We start from the raw sequence: 20911 nt of genomic DNA on the forward strand, positions 1-20911 counted from the left end.
AATGCCTTCATTATCGGCAATGAATACAATATGTTTAGAATGACTCAATTCGCTGTTTTGCATCACATAAAATTTTATGGTACAAAACTGCTGATCGTTTACGAGATAGGTTTTAAGAATTCTTAAAAAATGATTTTGAGCAGAAGATTTTTAACCCAGGCTTACTATCCCTAAAGACACAAATAACAATCTTGGTCTTCTCTCACTCGCCGGTAAGCAATTTCATTTCGGATAATGCCAGCAAATACTGCAACTGCGCGCCATAGCTGTCTGCTTCAGCTTTGGCAAGTGATGCTTTGGTAGTTAGTATGTCTGTTTGTATATTGAATCCCGCAGCCTGTTTATCTTCCTGTATTTTCAGCTCGGCACGGCGGTAAGCCACCGCTTTTTTTGCCACGGCAATAAGCGCCTGTGATTGTATTAGTTTCCGGTAAGCCTTGTCAATATCGTTGGCTAATTGCTCCTGTGTGTATAAAATGTTTTCTTCGGCCTGTTTTAGTTGGTACTGGCGCTGTCGCATCAGCTCCTTATTGGTAAAAAGGCTTTGAAAATCCCATTTCAGGTTCAGGCCTACAAAGGGATTATTGGGCGGCAATATAGGATTACCCGTTTGGTAGGCGTAGCCCGCCACCAGTCCTACATCGGGCACATTGCTTTGCCTGGTTGCTTTTATACCCAGTTCTGCTTTGGTTTTATTAAGCCCTGCGATCTGCAGATCGGGGTTAGCGGTTGCAGCCCGGTTCTTATAAGTTTCCGCGTTGCCCGCAGCGGATTCATTAAAGCCTGCCTCCTGTAATTGTATATTGCTTGTTTCAATGCCGGTAAGGGTTTGCAGGTCGCCCAGGTAATCCTGCTTTTGCAGGGTGAGCTTTAAAATATTTTGTTCCTCATCAGCGATGTTGGCCAGCAAACCCTCCCTGTTGGCTTCGAGGGTTTTGCCTGCCAGCAGGGCATTATCCACATCTTCCAGTTTTGACTTTGCCAGGGCAAGCTTTGCCCCGGCTTCCTCCAGTTGCTTTTGTGTTATTAAAATACCATAGTACAATTTATCAATGGCCTGGTTTACCTGCAGTACCAGTTTTTGCTTGTCTTTTTCTGCAAGTAGCACGTCGGTGGCGCCTACCTGCAGCCCGGTTCTTATTTTGGCCTGCTGGGTAAGCGGCTGGTAAAAAGTGATGCCGGCATTGTAATTATGATGCTCGCCAATATGAAAACTGGTATCTACATTGGGCAGCAACACTGCCGTGGTGGGGCTTGTGGGGATTTTCCCGATAGCCCCGGCAGGTACTGACAATTCGCCCAGGATAAAGTTGTATTGGTACCCTGCGTTGAGAGTGGCCGAAGGATAACGCTTGATCTTGTCCTCGTTTATTTTGGCATTTTTCTCTCTTACCTGCCAGTCTTTTATGGCCAGCGGCCGGTAGTTTTTGGCAGCTGAATCTTTTAGCTGGTCCGGCGTGTAAGTTTGCGCATGGGCCTTATGGTAAAAAATACATCCGCCAAAAAGAAACAGGAAATATATTGATTTTGAAACTTGCATAGCAAAAGACTTATTGTTGTGAATGAACATGTTTTGGTTTTAAAAAGCTCATACAAAGTATAGGCACGGTAATCAGTGCCATTATCATGCTCCATACCACTCCAAAGGCCAATACGCTTGCCAGTGGCGCCCACATGGGTGAGCCGGAAATAATCATGGGCAATACGCCGATGGCCGCGGCCATAGCTGTTAAGAATATGGGCCGCAGCCGCCGCTTGCCCGATTCTACAGCCGCCGTTTTTATGTCCATACCGGGATGGTGCTTCATCAGTTCATGCGTATGGTCTACCAGTATAATAGCGTTGCGCACCACTATACCTGACAGTGCTATTAAGCCTACAAAAGCGGTAAAGCTGAAATTGTTTCCGGTAACTACCAGCCCCAGGATAGCCCCGAAAAGGCTTAACGGTATGGTAAGCATTACGATAAGGGTTTCTTTTAAATCTTTAAACTGTAACAGCAGTATAAAGAATATCAACACCAGGCTTACCATCAGGGCTTTTATCATATCGCTGAAAGTTTCTGTTTTGTTCTCTACCTCACCACCATATTCGATACGGTACCCATTGGGCAGATTTAGCCGGGCTATTTCAGGCTGCACGGCTTTCAGCAGTTCATCGGGCAGTACGCCCGGAGCCGTTTCGCTTTGTACGGTAAGCGTACGCACGCCATTACGGTGCATAATGCGCCCGGTTTGCCATTGAGGGGTAAGTTCGGCTATTTGCCGCAAGGGCACATCGGCGCCGGTTACAGGCGAGCGCAGGTACATATTTTGCAGGTCGGTGGTGCTTTGCCTGCTTTTTTCATCAAGGCGGAATACTATGTCTACCGGGTTGCTGCCCTCGTATAAAGTAGATATCGCCGCGCCGCTAAAGCCTGTATATACCGTGCCGGCAATGCTGCTGCTGGTATAACCCAGGCGGCTTGCTTCGGGTTTAAGCTGTATGCCAATGCCGTAGTAGTCTTCCGCAAAATCGTTCCGTACAAACTGGCTGCCTTTTGCTTTTTGTATAATAGCAGCTACCTGTGCGCCTATACTTTTCAGGTGTTCTATATCATCGCCTATAATGCGCACTTCCACCGGGGCTTTTTGCACGGCCCCCTGCTGCATCAGCTTTACATACACGGTGCCATCGGGCGCCAGCTTTTCTACTTTATGTGTAAGCTCTTCTGCCAGCTCTTCTGTGGTGGCCACGGTAGTGGTATTGATAAGTATTTGCGCGTAGTTGCTTGCTGGAAACTCGGGAGAAAAGTTATAATAAAATCTTGGCGATGCCGTGCCGGTAAAAGTAGCATAAGCCGTTACCCGCTTGTCTTTTTTTATCAGGTTTTCAATTTTCAGGATGGTGGCATTTGTTTTTTCAAGTTGTGTGCCGGTGGGCATCCAAAGCTCTACTACAAACTGGTTTCGTTCTGCCGCCGGGAAAAACAGTTGCCTTACGCCTATTTTAAATAGCAAACCTGCCAGCCCTATGAACAGCAGGCTTACCAGTATGGTAAGGCGCGGCCTTTGTACACACCAGGCCAGCAGTGCGTTGTAGCCATCCTGCATCCTGTCGAGCATCGATTTTCTCTTTTTCTTTTTTACAGGTGCTGTGTCGCTTTCTTGTTCTCCTGTTTCCTTTTCTGCTTCGGCCTGATGCAATCCTTTTTTAATAAATGTGTAGCAAAGCAGCGGTGTAAGCAGCATCGCCACAATAAAAGAAGATGCCAGCGCTACGGCTACCGTTATAGGCAGGGAAAAAATAAATTCGCCGGTGGAGCCTTTTATCAATATCATCGGCATAAACGAAGCGATGATGGTAACAGTGGCTGCCAGCACCGGCACTACAAGGTCGCTGGCGCTGCGCCAGGCTGCCGTCCAGCGGTCAATGCCCTCGTCCAGCAGCTCCACATAGTTATCGGCTATTACAATAGCATCATCTACCACCATGCCCAGCACCAGTATCAGGGCAGCAAGCGATACCTGGTGCAGCTCTATGTCCAGGGCCTGCATAATGGCAAAGGTTACGGCCACTGTCATAGGAATAGCCATGGCAGCCACGGTAGCTATGCGTAAGGGCAACAGTAAGATAACCACTACGATAACCGACAGGATGGCAAGGAAAAATTCCCTGATAAAATGCGAGATATTTTCATCTACCACATGGGGTTGGTTGACGATGGTTTCTATGGTAATAGCCTGCGGAATTACTTTTTTTGCCTGGGCTATTTTTTCATCTACGGCTTCGCCAAATTTTACAATATTATTTCCCTCATGCATTTGCACGGTAAGCAGCAACGCCTTGTTACTGTTTACGGTAATGATGCTGGAAGGCTCTTCATAGCCTCTTTTCAGGCTGGCCACATCGCCCAGTTTTACCACCGCGCCGGATTGTGAGGTGCCTACTACCTGGTTGGCCAGGTCGGCTTCGGTATTGTAATATCCTTCCGTGTATAGGGGTACATCGGCACTACCGGTTTTAAGGTCGCCGGTAGCGCTGATGCTGTTTTGCGATTGCAGCAGTTTCATTACCTGTTGCGTATTAATGCCGTATTGTGCCAGTTTTTCTGAAGCAGCCGATACTACAATTTCTTCTTTTTGCTCGCCAATGCGCTTTATTTTAGATGCTGCGGGTATGGTACGTATATAATCTTCGAGGGTTTGCGCGTAGCGTTTCAGCTCATCGTAGCTGGCTTCATTGCTTTGCAGGGCTATTACCATTGCCTCGGTATCGCCAAAGTCTGAGTTCACAATGGGGCCGCGCACCCCTTCTGGCAAATCAAGCTGGCGCGATACCAGCAACTGGTGGCGCAGTTTGCTCCAGAATATGTCCGGCTGCTTTACTTTTTCGGTAAGCTCTACATTTATTACCACCTGCCCGTCTTTGGTGGTGGAGTAAGTTTTTTTCTTGTTCACTTCCTCGTACTGGAAAAGGTATTGCTCCAGCTTTTTGGTAACCTGGTCTTCCACCTGCGTGGAGTTGGCGCCTGGGTAATACGCAATCACTAATCCCTGGCGAACGGTGATTTTTGGGTCTTCACGGCGGGGCATATTTAGCAGCGAGTTTACACCTATCGCGAACAGCATCAGCAGTGCGGAAAGTGTTACATGCTTATATTTTAGCGATGCTTCTATAATGTTCATCGGTATATTTTTAAGTACATCAGAAATTTTTATTACCCAGGTTATGTTACAGCATAATATTGCGACGCAGGCATTGCTTTAAACAGCTGTTTGCCGGTATATGCGCAGGAGCGCAAGCCTGCAACGCCGGGGCAGGCAATGAAGGTGTTATGTATGCTGCGATCTGTCTCAAAAGAAACATAGCAGCGCATTTGAAACCTGCTATTGTGTAATGGCAATAGTTGCACCATCAGAAAGTTTTTGATTACCGCTTACCACCACCAGGTCGCCGGCAGAGAGGCCGGAAAGCACTTCTATTTTATTGTCGGCAATATTGCCCAGGCTTACCCTGCGCTTAAATGCCTTACCTTGTATTTTGTCTGCCACATATACATAGCTTTGGTTGGCTACATCTTTTTGCACGGCTTCGGCGGGCAGCAGGATGGCTTCTTTATTCCCTCCTGTGGCAATACGGGCTTCCGCAATCATGCCGGGGCGTATGAGGTTGCCGGGATTAGGCAGTTCTATCTTAACGGTGAATGCCCTGGATGTGGCGTCGGCAGCGGCGCCTACTTCGGTTACTTTACCCGAAAATTTTTTATCCAATGCGTTTACCATTACGGTAGCGTACTGGCCAATGCGAATGTTTCGCAAATCGCTTTCGGGCACATATGCCAGTACTTTTACTTTGCTGATGTCGGCTATTACAAATAAGGGCATGCCCACGCTTACTATTTCTCCCACTTCGGCCTGCTTTTTAAGCAGTACACCATTGATAGGCGAATAAAGCCTGGTATCTGACAGGTTTTTTTGCTGCGCCTGCAGCTGTAGCCGGGCCTGCTGCAATGTGAAGCCGATTTTTGAGAAATCGCTTTCGCTAAGGCTCTTGCGGTCGTGCAGTATTTTAAGCCGGTTATATTCGTCGGTGGCATTGTTTACCTGCACATCGGCCAGATTTTTTGCTATGGCGTAGTTGCTGGGATCGAGGCTGGCAATAAGCTGCCCGCTACGCACGGGCTGCCCCTCGCTATTGGAAATATAATTGATTTTCCCCGCTACCATAAAGCCAAGTCTTACCGTAGTATTGCCCTCAATATTGCCGCTTACGGCTACCTCGTTATTAACCGCGGCAGGCGTTACGGTGGCTATCTTTACGGAAATGGCGGCGGGCTTCTCCGCTTCCTTGTCTTTGTTTCTTCCTTTACAGGCAAGCAGCAGTGCAGGTAAAATAAGGTAAAGCACCCTTCGTGTCATACGCTGTTTCTTTATAATACATTAAAAATTATGATATTGTTCATTTTTATAAAAATAATGGAGAGATAGATGCCAGGCCTGCTGCACCGGATATAAAGAAATGATGGGCGTTGGTATCTGTAACTTGCATAAGATTTTGTTTGCGCTGAATTTCTTTATGCAAAGGAAGTAAGACTTTGGGAACTGATTTTTAAGATATATTAAATAATGCTTTATCCAAATCCCGGCTCATTTCCTGATTGGTCGGTCCCTTTTATTTGTCTGAAAACTGATTACCGGCCTGCCCGTATCACGCTTAGCGTTTGCTGCGTAATGCCCAGGTAGGATGCAATATGCCCCAGGGGCGCTCTTAGCAATATGCCGGGAAATTTGTTGAGGAGGTTTTTATAGCGTTGTTCGGCAGATTGAAATTGCAGGGAAATCATTTTATCTGATAACATGCTAATCACTTGCAGGGATACCTTCAGCCGGTAGTCTTTAAAAGCAGGGATACTATTACAAAGCGCATCAAGTTTGCTGTAAGGGATAATACGTAAAGTAGTTTCTTCCAAAGCCTGTTCGCCATAGGGGTGTGGACGATCAAAAAAAACGCTTTCAAAAGATACCGTGAAATTATTCTCATCAAAAAAATAATGGGTAATATCTTTTCCATCAAAATAATAAAAAACGCGTATCAATCCCTGTTCAATAAAATGAACATTTTTGGAGTGGTTATCGGGGCGCGACAATATGGTTCCTTTTGCAAAAGTTTCAGTTGCAAAGGCGTTGTCGATGGCTTCGCATTCAGCAGGGGTTAATTTTATATGGGTAAGCAGATAAGGTATCAATTCCATTATTTCAAATATATAAAAAAAAGCAATGAGCTGGTCTTTTCCGGTGCATAAAAATTATTGATATGGATTTTGATTTTTTACCGCGAAAGCGCAAAAAAAATATACACCCTGCTTTTAGTACAGCATTGTTCCTGTTGTTTGTTTTTTTAAGATATATTAAAAGCAGGACCGATCTTTTGTTTTTACTTTGCCGTATCCATTCATCAAAAAAATAAAAATGAAATGGAGCACCATAAATTTTTCTCACACAACCTGTGCCGCCAGGGCGGTAGGGGGGACATACGTCCTGAAAGCATCCGGGACATATGGCCTGCATCAATAAAAAAACATGCACATGAAAAAATTATTCTTTGTTATTACAGGATTGCTTGCTTCAGCCATCAGTTTTGGCCAGACTGCCACAGATGATTTTAGTGGCAAGTGGAAAGCTGAGGAAGGCGCCATTATCGCCATCACAAAAACTGATGGCAGGTTTACCGGGCTTGACCCCAAAGGCCGTCCCACATTATATAATATACGGTTTGAGAAAAATGAGTGGAAGGGAACAGTGGAAAACCACGAAACCGGTCAAAAGGGTAATTGCGAAATTTACCTGGAGGGAAAAAAACTGAGAATTGTAGCGCATAAAGGCATTTTTTCAAAAACCATATACTGGGTAAAACAGTAGGAGCTTAGCATTGAAAGAGCAGTAGAAAAAAGCGAAGTGGTTATAGCGCGTTTACATTTCTATTTGCTAAGGATTCTTCAAATGTGTCGACACTGTCGACACATTTTTTTTGCCTGCTCAGTATATAAAAAAAATTGCTTACTCCACTAATCCAAAAACAAGAGATTGTCCTCATCATTGAAAACAACCTCTTGTCAAAAAGCCACTTTTTCAGTGCCTTTTTATTGGTTCGGGGTATTTATAAATTTTTGAAAGCGGCTACCAGACTAAATAATAAGTTCCGCCGCCTTTCATGGTAAGCGTGGCCTTTTTATTATCTAAAAAGGTAAGGACACCTGTATACTCATATTTTGTACCGGCCGAATCCGTGCCGCTAACCACAACAGATCCTGTTCCTGAAGTGATTTGCTGTGCCACTTTATCCACTACCACATCAGTGGTTTTTATGCTTACCTTGCTATAGAATGTTTTGCCGTTAATCTTAACTGTACCACTGTCGGCATACGTTTGATTCAGGGTAAGTTTTGAATTGGCATAGTCCAACCCGGTAACTGTAAAGGTGCCGCTTGTTTTTCCGTCCAATGAACCTTTGTTGCCGGCATAACTGACGCTCCCGCTAAAGGAATGCTCAAACTTTGATGGGTAGCCATTGGCACAGGTCAGTAAACGGCTCCAGCTTAAACTATACGAGTAGGAATGGGAACCATAACTCCCCTTATCGCTAAAGGTAGTATCTTTTTTAACACCGCAATTTTCTGGTTTACTGAATACTATTGAAACAGTTGAGGCATAGCTGGTTTGTATAACCAACCCACTACCCGATTCAGACACAACCGCCGCTGCATCATCTTCTGTCACACTACTTGTCGTTGCAACATCTTCAGAGTTGCTGTCTTTCTTGCACGAAGAAAATAAAAAAGAAGCGCCAATTAATGTAACCATCAGCGTTTTGACAGTCTTACTGCCGGATGTAAAAATTGATGTTGGATTCATTATGTTTATTTTTAAAAGATTATTGTTAATTAATTTTCTGACCCTGTCCATACGATGGTTTTTCTTAAATCACCTGAGCGAAGCTGTTCATTGGCATTTCTATGATCTTTTCGTATAGCATTCTTATCTGAATCATACAGATTTTTAGCCCAGATCAATTTCCCGTAGGATGTCCCGTATTCTTTATTGATCTTAATCTCTGCATCTTTCACGCAATGAAGCAATACACCTGAAATTGCATTTGGTTTTTGTAGCTGAACCTCAATAAAGTTGAGCGCCAATACCGCTGTGGTTAAACTTGTTTTTTCCATTATCTGAATTTTATTAAACCAAAGGTGGGGTGTATTCTGCTACTGTTTTTTAATCTATATTAAATAGTGAAGCCTTTTTAATCCATTTAGCATGTTGATAATAAGAAATAATGATTCATCTTCCGAATAGCACATGGCGGACAGACAAGGACACAGAAGGGATAAATCTCCACTCTGTATTTTCTTTTAAACTATTGTTAAGGCTTGGTTCAACATAGGCAAGCGCCAGGTCGGTAATGCTGTTTGAGTTTTCAGATACAAACCTGATCCGTGTATCAAAAGTTGAAAAAGCACCGGCCTCTATCCTGAATTTAATAAGGTTAAATCTTCTGAAAGAAAAGGTGTAGCCGGCTAACAGGCCAAACTGATGATTATATACCTGAGAACTTATCCGGTAATTATTGTAAATGGATGCAAATGCCGGCGAGCGGTCTGCAAGATTACTTAAATCAGTAAGGATATAATCATTTTGTTCCGGTATTAAATTTTCAGTTAGCTCCCGTACATTCTTTTTATCGATATAGTAATTTAGACTCTGATAGACTAAACTCAAACTCCATTTCCTATAATTTAAGTCAACCCCTAAACCCACCCCAGGCTTACCCAGTAAGTTCTCCTTAAGATATGTGCGGGCTACCTCATTTCCCTGTACAGAGAGTTCAATAAGGTTCCTGGTATAGGGCTGAAACGGTAAACCTACCTGCGCGTTAAAACCCACGGAATAGTAGTTATTAACGGGTAAAGTATAAGTAAAGCCCATGGCATTCTGTATAGGCCATTGGGATTTAATCGTAACTGCACCTTCATCATGTATAGCCTGAGCCGCTGCATGATTTGCCGCAATGATTAGCCCTGTCATGGCGTAAAATCCTATTTTCTTCATGTTTTACAGGTCTGGTTTTGGAGACAGGGAACATATGGGGGAGCTTATACGCCGGACATATGGCCCTGTCTTCAGACAATGCAAAACAAGGCTTACCGCGGGGGTTAATTTTTAAGCTATAATAAAAAATGTGTCTTTGTGATTATTTTTAAATGCTGATAATGTGCCGGCTTATCCGGGTAATATTCCTGTAGGAAACATTACTATTTACCTGCTCTTATGGCGCTTAGTGTTTGCTGGGTAATTCCCAAATAAGATGCGATATGGCCTAAAGGAGCACGTAAAAGAATATTGGGATAATTATGAAGCATGGATTGATAGCGATCCTTTGCGGATTGAAACTGCATGATATAAAGCCTTTCAGACACTGAGTGCAATGCATCGACCAGTAATGTTCTGCCCATTTTTTCCAGGGAAGGGTATTTATCAAAATACTTTTCTATTTCGGGGTATCTTAACGAATAAACGGTGCATTTCTCCAGCACTTCCAAACCATAAGGGGAGGGCTTATTATAAAAAATACTTTCAATAGGCATGTAAACAGCGTTTTCGGCAAAGAAAAGATGTGTAATATCCTTTGTCTCCTTCAAATAATATGATCTTAACAAACCACTTTCTACAAAATATACTTTTTTAGAAAGGTTATCCATACCCAGCAGCTGATGTCCTTTGGGAAAGGTTTCTTTTATAAATGCCCGGCCTATATGCGCGGCGTCTTCAGGCGTAAATTTTTGCAGTTCTAAAAACGAGGTGATATCCATAAAGCATTAACTAAAGTTATGTTTTGCGCGAAGCTAAAACTGTTTTAACAGTTAAATGTTTGAAAATGAATGAATGAATTTAATATATTTTCGTATGATGCGTAAATGTTTAATGATTATGCTAATGAGTGGTAGAATATTTTTTAGGTTTCATCCCCATATGTTGTTCGAAGACCCGCGAAAAATGGCTAAGGTTCGTGAACCCTAATTGGTAACCTACTTCCGATACGGTTAATTTCTTATCCTTCAATAGCCTGGCAGCTGTTTCCATCCGTAAAAACTGGTAATATTCAAAAACGCTTCTCCCAAATGTGCGCTTGAATAACTGGCGTAATTTCGGCTCACTCATTTTTGCCTGTTTGGCCAGTCCTGCGATATGTGGAGGTTCACTAAGATGCGCCTGCAAATGTGCTTTAATGGCGTAGATCGCTTTAATATCGTTGATATGCGCGCCGATGGCCGGTAGCTCTTCCCGTTTTAAAAGCAGGGCGAAGGTATGGCAAAGCAATTCTTCACATTTCAGCCTGTAATAATGACTTTCCAGACTTTCCGGCACGGGCTGTCCCAGCATTTCACTGGCGGTGGCAATAATAGCCGGCGATATATCCATTTCGACAACAAAATTCTCCCTTGCTGCTAAAACATTAGCCGCTATGGGATGATCTATATGTCCGAATAATTGATGCAGATATCTGCGTGAAGCAACTATCGTAACGCTGCCAAAACTGGTATGCGATGGCATCTCTGTAATGGTGGACACCGCATGCCTGCAAATCATAATATGGGGTCTTTCCGGCAGGAGCTGCTCCTGTCCAGGCAGCAAGGGCGGAAATACCCCACTCAATAGTACTACGATGTCTTCCTGTCCTTCCGCCAATTCGTTGGTCCGTTCCAGTAGCACAGGCTCCTGTAAATAGTAATTGCGGATCATCATCCGCAGATCATCTCCCCATGAAAAGCCCGTAATGTACCCAGCTCCTTTGCTTTTGGGAATACGGATAAACCGCCCGCTCGTTTTTGCTCCTATTGCCCGTGCAAATTGCCGGGCTATGCCTGCACCCTTGTCAATAACCGATATTTTCATTCAGGACTATTTTAATAACAATTCAGACTATTTTATCCCTAAATGTAAGCGTATTTTTGCGTTACAAACGAAGAACATGATACCCGGCAATAAAAAAATCGCCATTATAGGCGGCGGTCCCGGCGGACTAACTTTAGCCCGGCTGCTTCAAAACAAAGGACTGGATGTAAAGGTTTATGAAAGAGATCTGAACAGGGATGTCCGGAGCCAGGGCGCAACACTTGATCTGCATAAGCAATCAGGATTAAAAGCGCTTAAAGCGGCATATCTGCTGGATGAATTCAAAAGGATGTACCGGCCCGGTGCAGAAAAAGCCCGCGTGATGGATAAGGAAGGCAATATCCTTTTTGACGAACATGAACAGGCCCTGGCTGAAATTGATTTTGACAATCCCAGGGCAAGGCCGGAGATCGACAGAACAGACCTGCGCAATCTTTTATTGAACTCCCTGGCGCCGGAAACGGTGGTATGGAACCGTCATTTCGTGGATATGGCAGCCGTTGGCGGGCAATGGGAAATAAAATTCAGGGATGGCACAACTGCTTTGGCAGATATTGTTATCGGAGCGGATGGCGGCAACTCTAAAATCCGCCCGTTTGTTACGCCCATCAAACCATCTTATGCAGGTATTACCATCCTGCAGGGAAATATCGGGAACGCAAAAGCAACAGTGCCCCGGATAGATGATTTGTTGCAGGGCGGTAAAATATCTGTTCATCACGGCGGAAAATACCTGCACATTTCCGCAAAGGGCGATGGCAGCATCGACTTCTATGTCAGCAGCAGAACGGAGGAAACCTGGGCAAGTGGCAGCGGCATTGATTTTTCAGATAAAGTACAGGTCGTGCAATGCTTCAAAACGATGTTTGCAGACTGGGGCAGCCTGTGGTTTGAATTATTCGAAAATGTGGATCTGCCGATATTGGTAAGACCACAATATGCCGTTCCTTCGGACCAAACATGGGATGCGAAATCGAATCTGACTTTACTGGGAGATGCGGCCCACATCATGGCGCCTTCCGGTGAAGGAGTCAACCTGGCTATGCTGGATGCGCTTGAATTGAGCGAATGTCTGACGGGTGATCGTTTTAACGATACACAATCGGCTATCGCAGCTTATGAAGCGTCTATGCGTAAGCGGGCCGCACAGGAAGTGGTCGGATCGTTTGAAATGATGGAATGGATGCATGGCGAAGATGCGCAGGACAGGATCCTTGCCTTTTTCAAAACAATAACGGCATAAGATTGACATGTTATTCCCTCATTTTTTCTGAAAAAAATTGACCCTTATATGGCGAGATCACCATATAAGGGTCAATTTAATGAAATGCTTAGCATCCGCGGGTATATTCCACAGCCGTCATCCGCTACTATTTTACCTGCTTTTGATATTCTGCTAACGTAGCTTCATACTCTTTAATGAGATCTTCTCTGATAAACCCGGCATACTTCCCTTCCTTCAGGTTTTGCTTTGCAATTTCTATCGCCTTTGTTTGTGATGCCACAGCCATTTTAAAGTTCCCCATATTGGTATAAGCGGTGGCAATCTCTTTGTAAATCATGGCGCCGGGTTGAGGGTTGTCGATCATTTCCTGTAAACTTTCTATTGCATATTGGTAGGTATCCGGCTTTAAGCCTGGTTTACGACAGATCACTACTCCAACCGAAGCTTTATAACCTGGTTTTGATTTTTGCCATTCTTTCACGAACGACATTGCTTCAGACTCACCAACGTGGTCTAAAAGGATCATAAATTTTTCGAAGTGAAGGGGGGATGCAAAATTCGGCCCCATTACAGCTACCGCAGAATCGATAATGCCAACAGCTTTTGCATATTCCTGCTTTTCAACTGCCAGTCTTGAGTCTGCACTAGCCTTCTTGTATATAAGTTCATCTTTGGAAGGCACCCTGTTTGCTTTCACAATAGCTGCTTCCCGGGCTTTTTTGAGGTCGTATTTACCATCCAGGATCATTCTGACAATTGAATCCAATTCCACCGGATGCCCAATCCACTGTATAACTCCATCTTTTACCATGAATGTACAGGGAATACCGTTCATACCTGCGGCAGTAAGCCAGTTCTTTCCCATATGTTCGTCTTTGGTGTCCGTTACTACATCAAAGTCCATTATTTTGCCCATATTCCCCACGAATTTTTTCACCTTGGGTTGCAGCTCGTCATAAGTTAGTTTTCCGGTCTTGTCTTCCCAAACATTCACGGCTATCACAGACACATCTTTCTGATTTTCTTTTGCGAATTTTGAGAGATGGGGCATTGAAGCGATACATGGTCCACACCAGGTTGCCCAGAATTCAAACAGGTATAGATGTCCGGGTTTAAAATTGGCCGGGGCGGAACCTTTCGCCACGCTTCCATACTTAAATTCCGGCGCCTTATCGCCAATGTACAATGTTGGTTTTGCTTCATCCTGCGCGCTGCAAAAAGGTGCTATAAATGCCAGCAGCATTGATACTACTACGAATTTGTTTATGAAATTTCTTATCCTCATGGTTTTGATTTTATATTTATTGTTCAATGGTTTTTCGGGATGGTCCAGGCAGTTCAATAACTGTTCTGCTGGATCTGCCCTTCAGACTGGATGATGTCATTATTAGGGATCGGGATCATATAGCGTGAGCTTTTTACCGGCAGGGTGTACTGCTTTGTGGTGGACTTGTCTATAGCGCTAAGCGTAACGTTGTAGAATGTACGGCTAACCGTGATATCGTCCGCAGGGGTTTCGTTATAGGCAAACCGACGTATATCGTACCATCTGAAAGCGAAAGGGAGCTCCCGTCTGCGCTCCTGTAAAACCAGGGTAAGTGCATTACCGGCATTGAACCCAGGATCCAGGTTCGGATATCCGCTTACATAACGTTTGGTACGCAAAGCCATGATGACAGTAGCGGCAGTACCAAAATCACCCATGCGTGCAGCGGCTTCGGCCTTGTTCAGCATTACTTCTGAAATTGTTGGTCCGGTGGGTATCAGGTTCAAACCAAATTCTTTGAAGCTGTTAAGCCCGGGTATGCCCCATAAGGCTGCAAAACCACTGTGCTCAGGCATGAAATGCTTATATCTCAGGTCTTTTGCGCGCTCGGACTCCGTAGGGCCGTAGTTGGCGATCAATGCCGGGCTTGCATTAAAACTGTTCCTTCCGGCATTTATTCCTGCGCTAAAGCTGGTGTACAAAAATTCAGACCATGCGAGATACTGGGAATTTGCCCATTGACTCAGCGCGGAAAAAGTGACGGTATACGATGGCCCGCCTGGTCCATTTGGGGTGTAGGTAGTAGGATTGGTGGCCGGGCCAATGGTATTGAAATCTACCAGTTGAGCGTTTGAGCTGGTGAGCGCATTATTGGCATGGGTCAATGCCGCGTTATAATCTCCCGTAAATAAATAATACCTGCTCAGAAAGCCCTCTATCGCCGTTTTGCTGATCCGCCACCGGTAAAGCGGGTTGACATCATCATCAGTAACCAGTGATTGCGCCTGGGCAATGTCTGACAAAATAAAATCATAGACCTCTTTCAAGGTGGCCCGTTTCAAACTTTCGGTATAGCTAACGGTTTTTCTTATAGGGAGCCCGGGAGACTGCAAGGTACTTGAATGGTAAGGCTGGCAATATTGATTGACCAATCCCCAGTAGGCATATGCCCGGTTGAAGTAGGCATTGGCTTTGATCCTGTTTTTTTCATTTTCGGTACCGGCAACATTATCAACATTGGAGAGAATGACATTCGCTGTGAGGATGCGCTGAAATCCATTTGCCCAGACCGGATCGTTTGCCGAAGTCTCTATCAGTTTATCTGTATCAAATGTGTAATAAAATGCGCTGGTCAGATCAAATGCGCTGGGGGTGGCGGCGTATGCGGCGAGGTTGATCTCGATGTCGTCCGTGGCATTCATCATGGCGTAATTGGCCGAGAACTGCCCGGGCCAATCGGGAGAAGTGCCCGTTACATTATCCAGCAATGCCTGCAACTGGGCCGCTGTTGTGATAGACGTTTGCGCCTTATTGGGTTCCTCCAGGTATTTACTGCATGATGTAAGACCTATAAGGCCCGATACAACAGCTATATATATGATATTTTTCATCTTGCTATTTTTAAATAAAACTAAAAACCGAACTTAAGACCTGCAGTATACGAGGTAACCGGCCTGTCCGTTCCCGGAAGAAAATCAGGATGATAGTCATGCGTATTATTATTCCAGATCATGCCCAGGTCTCTTACCTGGATAAACAGGTCTAAATTTTTAAACCTGGCACGTTCAATAAGTTGCTGAGGCAGTTGGTAGTTGAGGAATACTTCCTTCAGCTGGATGTAGGAAGAACTTTCCACATAGCTTGTCAGGTAGGGAGAATAACGCGGCCAAACCGTAATGGCAGGATCTGCCAGCAATGATGGCACTGATGGGTCGCCCTGCAGCACCTGGCTTACAAATCGGTTAGGCGCAGTTTTTCCGTATCCTACGAAAGCACTTCCGTAATTAAATGACGGGTTGAGAAAATGTCCGCCAAAGGTTCCGATCAATTGCGCAGTAACACTGAAATTGCGATAGCTGAATGTGTTTCTCCATCCCAGCGTATGAGGAGGCGTTGTTGTACCAGCGTAGTGCATGTAATTGTTGGAAATGCCATCGGTATTGATCAGCAATGTCTGTGAGTTGAAACCGAATCTGGCTCCCTTAGGGCCATACACCTGCGGCATACCGTTTGCGTCCACACCGGCATAGTCATAAGTATAAAACGAGTTGACCGGCCTGCCCTGGATGAAGGCCGTACCGGGCGTAACCAATTCCAGGTTCCTGGGATTGGGATAATAAAGATTGGTTACTTCATTGTAGTTATATGCATAATTCAGCGAGGTGGTATATCCAAAGCCACCTGGTAATTTAAGGGTGGTACCTAATTGTATTTCGATGCCACGGTTCAGGATTTCAGCATTATTAAATTTTTGCGAGCTGATGCCATAAGCCTGGGGCAGCGTTCTGGATCCGGTAACTTCCGTGCTCTGTTTGTTATAGAGATTAACACTACCCGACAGCTTGTTCCTGAACAGGACGAAGTCGGCCCCAAAATTAACTGTGTGCGTCCGCTCCCAATGCAAATACGGGTTACCGAAACTGCTAATGGTGGCGGTGATGGTGCCTGTTCCGACATTTGGTGAGGTACCCATATTCACCAATGCCTGGGTGGAGGTAGATTTATCGGCCGTGCCATTGCTGCCATAACTTGCCCTGAGATGCAGGTAGTCTATAGCGCTGATATGGTCCATGAAGTTTTCAGCCTTCATATCCCAGTTACCACCTACCGACCAGAATGGCGACCAGCGTAATTTAGGATCTGAGGTGATATAGTTGGATGCATCGCCACGGATATTCAGTGAAAGTGTATACTTTTTGTTGTAGGTAATATCGCTGGCGGCAAAGTAAGATACATATCGATCCAAACTATAGGAAAGAGTGGTGTTGCCTCCCTGAAGGGAAGTCAGGTTGGCGCCGGTTACCGTTCCTGCGGGAAACACATCAACCGAACTTCCATATCCGTAGGGTGGCACTACGGAGGTTAACGTTTCAGGGTTGTACCCGTAAAGCCATGGATATTCCACGCCATCTGTGCGATATTGAGCAACTTCCCCACCCAGGATGGCATTGACATTGAACCTGCTGCTAATCTCCTTCAGATAAGACAATTGCCCCCTGAAGTTATAATTGGTAAAATCATTGTCGGTTTTCTGAAGAATGCCTCCTTTAGGCAAATACACATTTCCTACTACTTTAGTGGTGTTGTTGTACTGTAAATTGGTGTTCACCATATTCCGTACATAGTAGGTATCATCACTGTAATAATTTTTTATGGTTGTTTTTCCCCTTTCATACTGAACTTTTGTATCCAGGGTCAGACCAGGGAGTAGCCTGAACGTCAGGCCGCTCTGAATACGTGCATTGTAGTTCATCGACTGGAGGTCACGCCCTCTCACTTCTCTCAGCAGATTATAAGACCAGTCAGCATATGGAAATTTGTTTAAAGGGAGCTGCGACAAAATGTATGGATCTGGTCCGCCTGTTCCTCCATCCATCCCGGCTACTTGTTTTGTATAGCTTCCATCAGGATTGAGCAGCATTTCATAGGATGATATGCCGCCGCCAAAAAGTGTAGGATAACCGTTCAGTTCTGTAAAAGTAGCACCGCTTTTCTGTTGATTGATATATTGAACAAATGTGTTGAAGTTAAACGTTAGAAATTTTGTCAGTTTATATTCGTTGGCAAAATTGATATCGTACTTCTTATAGCCATTGCCAATAAAACGGTCTTTGTTGCGCTCATGTAATAATGAAAGGTAGGTTTTAGACCGTTCGGTATTGTTACTGATGCTGATATTATATTGCTGTGTAAGCGGATGCCGCATCAGGTATTCCCGGATCTGGCCCCGGTTGTCTGTATGGCTCAAAGCATCCAGGCCGGCATTCATATCTGCAGTTGATAATCGTCCGTATTTATTGGCAAACAATAATTGCTGGGCAGCGGTCAGCGATGTCCTGAACTCGCCTGGGAACAGGCCGCCCTGATAAAAATTCCCTGCGGTGACATAAATTTTCTTCTCGAAGGCCAGTCTTTCATAGGCCACCTGGTCTGCAGCATTGGCTATAGTATAGATCTGATCAAGATCCGGTCTGTTACCAATACGGGTGAAAGCGCTGGCGTTGATGGCGAGCCCCTGTTTGCCTTTTGCCCTTTTGGTGGTGATCACGATCACGCCGTTTGCTGAACGGGCCCCCCAGATAGCGGAAGCAGCGGCATCTTTCAACACGTCCACACTTTCCACATCGTTTGGATTGATGGCGGAAAAATCACCGTTCATCAGTGGAAATCCATCAATGACGATCAGCGGGGAACGCTGATTATTGGTTGTTCCCAGGGTGGAAATACCCCTGATGGTAAAGGCAACATTGCCATTTGCACTTTCCAGGCCCTGCATGCCTGCCACCACACCCTGCAGCATCGATGAGAGGTCTGTGTTGGGCCTGTTGGCCAGTACATCCTGTCCAACATGTTCTATGGTTCCGGTGGCAAGGTTTTTATTCAGCGTTTGAAAACCGGTTGAAACTACTGAAATGCCTTCCAGGTTTGTTATAGCGTGGGCCAGGATAACCGTAAGGGTTGATTTATCAGAAACAGTAAGCTCCAGCGACCGGAAACCAACCGAAGAGAAAACGAGCACATCTCCGGGCTTAACACTTGCGGTAAATACACCTTCAGCATCAGTAATACCCAATACCCGCGATCTTTTCAAAGAAACGGTGATGCCTGAAAGAGGTTCGCCGAGCGAATCGACGACCCTTATTCTGACAGGCGGCGCAAGCCATTCAGCTGGCGTAACCGGCGATAGTGGTTGGTGAAGATATTTTGGGGAGATAAAAATTGTTTTATCAGCGATCTCATATTTGAGCGGCTGGTCTTTGAGGATCATATCCATGAACTGGGCAAGCGGCATGCTATTCACCGTAAGGGAAAAGGTCTTCTGGCCGGAGAACAATGCGGCATTATATCCTACAATGTACCCCGTCTGTTTTTGAACAGCAGAAAAGATCTGTTTGTAAGTCAGGTCTTTCCCCGAAATAGTAACAGATTGGCCCGTACTGGATGCCGATGCAGACATACAGGCAACAAATAGTAAAATCGTGAGCATTCTCATAACCCGCAGTAATTGAGCTGGCAGCCTGTAGGCTCTTTCCGAAGCCGGGTCAGAAGACCTTATCCGGAAGCACAGGTAAGATGCGCTGCCAATAGCAGTTTTTTGCATAAATTGCATTGTTTGGTTGATAAATTGGTTACACGTCATTGGATCAGCTAAAACATCGCCGGGAGTGTTCCTACCACTTCCGGTTTATTTTTTAGATGATCTTTTTTATATGGCTGGTTTACAATAAGTACAACTGGTAATTACTGCTTTCCTCCAAAGCGCCTGAATATTTAAATGTTGCTTACCAAAAATCCATGCAGGTCTGATTCCCGCTGCAGGCACAGGTAATTTTATCTTATGGTAATATGATCAACGTTCTGTCATTGAGTTTGTAGTGCACACCCATTTCTCCCAACTGTTTCAACAGGTCATTGAGTGAAACGCCCCTGCTCATACCTCCTGCCAGCTGCACATCGGGAGTTTTATTATTTTCGTAGACAACCTCAATGTTGTACCAACGTTCCAATTGACGCATAATTTCCTCAAAAGTTGCCCCCTCGAAATTGATAAACCCATTTTTCCAGGCCATTATTCTTTCTACATCTACGTTTTTATTGATTTTGATGGTTCCGTTCAGTTCAGCCTGTTCTCCTGGTTTTAAAACTACCGGAGCAGCAGCTTTGTCGGCAGACACCCGGACCAGTCCCTCCATTAATGTAGTATTGATGGAGCGCTCATTATCGTAAGCATTTACATTAAAATGCGTTCCCAGCACCTCCACCGCTGCTTTGTCTGCTATGTTGACCCGGAAAGGCATTGCCTTGTTCTTAGCCACTTCGAAGTATGCTTCGCCGGTAATGGTAACAGATCTGTCTTTACCTGCAAAGAAGACAGGATAACGGATGGAGCTGGCGGCATTCAGCCATACCTGCGTACCATCAGGCAGCGTTAGCATAAACTGCCTGCCTTTGGGAGTTGACATTGTGTTATAAACCATCACATCTCCTGAGCCTTCATAAACAAGCGAGCCATTTACCACCTTTGCGGTTACACCGCCCTGCAGGGCCACAGTAGCGTTTTTGAACGTATCCAAAGCAACCTGTGTACCATCGGCCAGGGTGAGGATCGCACCATTTTTGCCTGGTGTAATGTCCTGCTGTTGATGAGATATGCGGGTCTGCACAGGGGAGGTAAGCCACAAGCCGATCCCGGTGGCTAAAAGAAAAAGAATGGATGCCGCCAGCCACCATTTACGCAGGAAATATACACGGCGGGGTGCAGGTTCGGCGAGTATGGACTCAAATAGCCTATCTACCTTGGCCTTGTCCATATCTGTGTTTCCATCTGTTTCGGCCCAGGCATCCTCCAGCAACCCGCTGATGGTTTGCTCCTGCTCTTTGCTCAAAATCAGTGCTGCCAGCTCTTGTTTTTCAGCAGGTGTGCACGATCCGGCTAAAAAGCGCTCAAAAAGTACCTGGAATCTTGTTTTAGACATATTCATCTTTAAGTAAGACACACGTGAGAGAAAAAGGTGGGAGAAAAAAAACAATTATTTTTTATCCTGGTCAATGACCGAAGTCAAACAGGATAAACAGGATAATAGCATAGCTGCCATACCGTGCGGAAATTTCATTGCGCAGGAAATTCAGGGCATCTGTTAAATGTGCTTTTACAGTAGCTACTTTCATGCCCAACCGCTCGGCTATTTCGGCCTGCTTCAGGCCGGATTCCCGGCTCAATAAAAAAACCTCTCTTTGCCTGGGCGTTAGTTTGCCAACTGCTTGCTG

The 20911-nt window shown here is 45.0% G+C and carries 16 protein-coding genes; 2 read left to right on the plus strand and 14 right to left on the minus strand.

Going from position 1 to position 20911, the window contains the following annotated elements; all coding sequences use genetic code 11:
- Positions 1 to 202: 202 nt before the first annotated feature.
- From VIM72_RS08440 to VIM72_RS08455, 4 genes are all read right to left on the minus strand, one after another.
- On the minus strand, positions 203 to 1540 hold the full coding sequence (locus VIM72_RS08440; RefSeq protein WP_332002398.1) for a TolC family protein: 1338 nt from the start codon (positions 1538 to 1540) through the stop codon (positions 203 to 205).
- A gap of 10 nt (positions 1541 to 1550) precedes the next feature.
- Positions 1551 to 4667, minus strand: a complete 3117-nt coding sequence (locus tag VIM72_RS08445; RefSeq protein ID WP_332002399.1) for an efflux RND transporter permease subunit — start codon at positions 4665 to 4667, stop codon at positions 1551 to 1553.
- A gap of 201 nt (positions 4668 to 4868) precedes the next feature.
- The gene (locus tag VIM72_RS08450) at positions 4869 to 5900 is read right to left on the minus strand and encodes an efflux RND transporter periplasmic adaptor subunit (RefSeq protein ID WP_332002400.1); all 1032 of its coding nucleotides are present in this window, start codon (positions 5898 to 5900) and stop codon (positions 4869 to 4871) included.
- A 272-nt stretch (positions 5901 to 6172) separates the two neighbouring features.
- Positions 6173 to 6733: a Crp/Fnr family transcriptional regulator gene (locus tag VIM72_RS08455; RefSeq protein ID WP_332002401.1), complete on the minus strand. Its 561-nt coding sequence runs from the start codon at positions 6731 to 6733 to the stop codon at positions 6173 to 6175.
- Positions 6734 to 7067: 334 nt separating this feature from the next.
- Between VIM72_RS08455 and VIM72_RS08460 the strand changes: the two genes are divergently transcribed.
- Positions 7068 to 7400, plus strand: a complete 333-nt coding sequence (locus VIM72_RS08460; protein ID WP_332002402.1) for a hypothetical protein — start codon at positions 7068 to 7070, stop codon at positions 7398 to 7400.
- Between the two features lie 258 nt (positions 7401 to 7658).
- Here the strand turns inward: VIM72_RS08460 and VIM72_RS08465 are convergent, their stop codons facing one another.
- The 5 genes from VIM72_RS08465 to VIM72_RS08485 all read right to left on the minus strand — a co-directional run bounded on the left by VIM72_RS08465 (position 7659) and on the right by VIM72_RS08485 (position 11432).
- Positions 7659 to 8444 carry a hypothetical protein gene (locus VIM72_RS08465; RefSeq protein ID WP_332002403.1) on the minus strand — a complete coding sequence of 262 codons (786 nt, stop codon included), beginning with the start codon at positions 8442 to 8444 and terminating at the stop codon, positions 7659 to 7661.
- Complete coding sequence (locus tag VIM72_RS08470) at positions 8423 to 8704, minus strand: hypothetical protein (RefSeq protein WP_332002404.1); 282 nt, start codon at positions 8702 to 8704, stop codon at positions 8423 to 8425. The genes VIM72_RS08465 and VIM72_RS08470 overlap by 22 nt, the downstream gene beginning before the upstream one ends.
- Before the next feature lie 115 nt (positions 8705 to 8819).
- Positions 8820 to 9587: a hypothetical protein gene (locus tag VIM72_RS08475; RefSeq protein WP_332002405.1), complete on the minus strand. Its 768-nt coding sequence runs from the start codon at positions 9585 to 9587 to the stop codon at positions 8820 to 8822.
- Between the two features lie 203 nt (positions 9588 to 9790).
- Positions 9791 to 10348 (minus strand): Crp/Fnr family transcriptional regulator, encoded by a 558-nt coding sequence (locus VIM72_RS08480; protein ID WP_332002406.1) that lies wholly within the window; start codon positions 10346 to 10348, stop codon positions 9791 to 9793.
- Between the two features lie 121 nt (positions 10349 to 10469).
- Entirely contained in the window at positions 10470 to 11432 is a 963-nt protein-coding gene (locus tag VIM72_RS08485) for an AraC family transcriptional regulator (protein ID WP_332002407.1), read from the minus strand.
- 76 nt (positions 11433 to 11508) lie between these two features.
- Here VIM72_RS08485 and VIM72_RS08490 point away from each other — a divergent pair, with 76 nt between their 5' ends.
- Positions 11509 to 12675, plus strand: a complete 1167-nt coding sequence (locus tag VIM72_RS08490; protein ID WP_332002408.1) for an NAD(P)/FAD-dependent oxidoreductase — start codon at positions 11509 to 11511, stop codon at positions 12673 to 12675.
- Between the two features lie 127 nt (positions 12676 to 12802).
- On the opposite strand, the gene VIM72_RS08495 is transcribed toward VIM72_RS08490, so the two are convergent.
- The 5 genes from VIM72_RS08495 to VIM72_RS08515 form a co-directional block, all read right to left on the minus strand.
- The gene (locus VIM72_RS08495) at positions 12803 to 13942 is read right to left on the minus strand and encodes a TlpA disulfide reductase family protein (protein ID WP_332002409.1); all 1140 of its coding nucleotides are present in this window, start codon (positions 13940 to 13942) and stop codon (positions 12803 to 12805) included.
- A gap of 53 nt (positions 13943 to 13995) precedes the next feature.
- The gene (locus VIM72_RS08500) at positions 13996 to 15534 is read right to left on the minus strand and encodes a RagB/SusD family nutrient uptake outer membrane protein (protein ID WP_332002410.1); all 1539 of its coding nucleotides are present in this window, start codon (positions 15532 to 15534) and stop codon (positions 13996 to 13998) included.
- 20 nt (positions 15535 to 15554) lie between these two features.
- The gene (locus VIM72_RS08505; protein WP_332002411.1) at positions 15555 to 19244 is read right to left on the minus strand and encodes a SusC/RagA family TonB-linked outer membrane protein; all 3690 of its coding nucleotides are present in this window, start codon (positions 19242 to 19244) and stop codon (positions 15555 to 15557) included.
- Positions 19245 to 19479: 235 nt separating this feature from the next.
- Entirely contained in the window at positions 19480 to 20619 is a 1140-nt protein-coding gene (locus VIM72_RS08510; RefSeq protein ID WP_332002412.1) for a FecR family protein, read from the minus strand.
- Positions 20620 to 20689: 70 nt separating this feature from the next.
- Positions 20690 to 20911, minus strand: a 222-nt coding sequence (locus VIM72_RS08515) for a sigma-70 family RNA polymerase sigma factor (protein ID WP_332002413.1), incomplete at its 5' end; no start/stop codon positions are given.

This window comes from Chitinophaga sp., assembly GCF_036569185.1.
Classification (GTDB): Bacteria; Bacteroidota; Bacteroidia; order Chitinophagales; family Chitinophagaceae; genus Chitinophaga.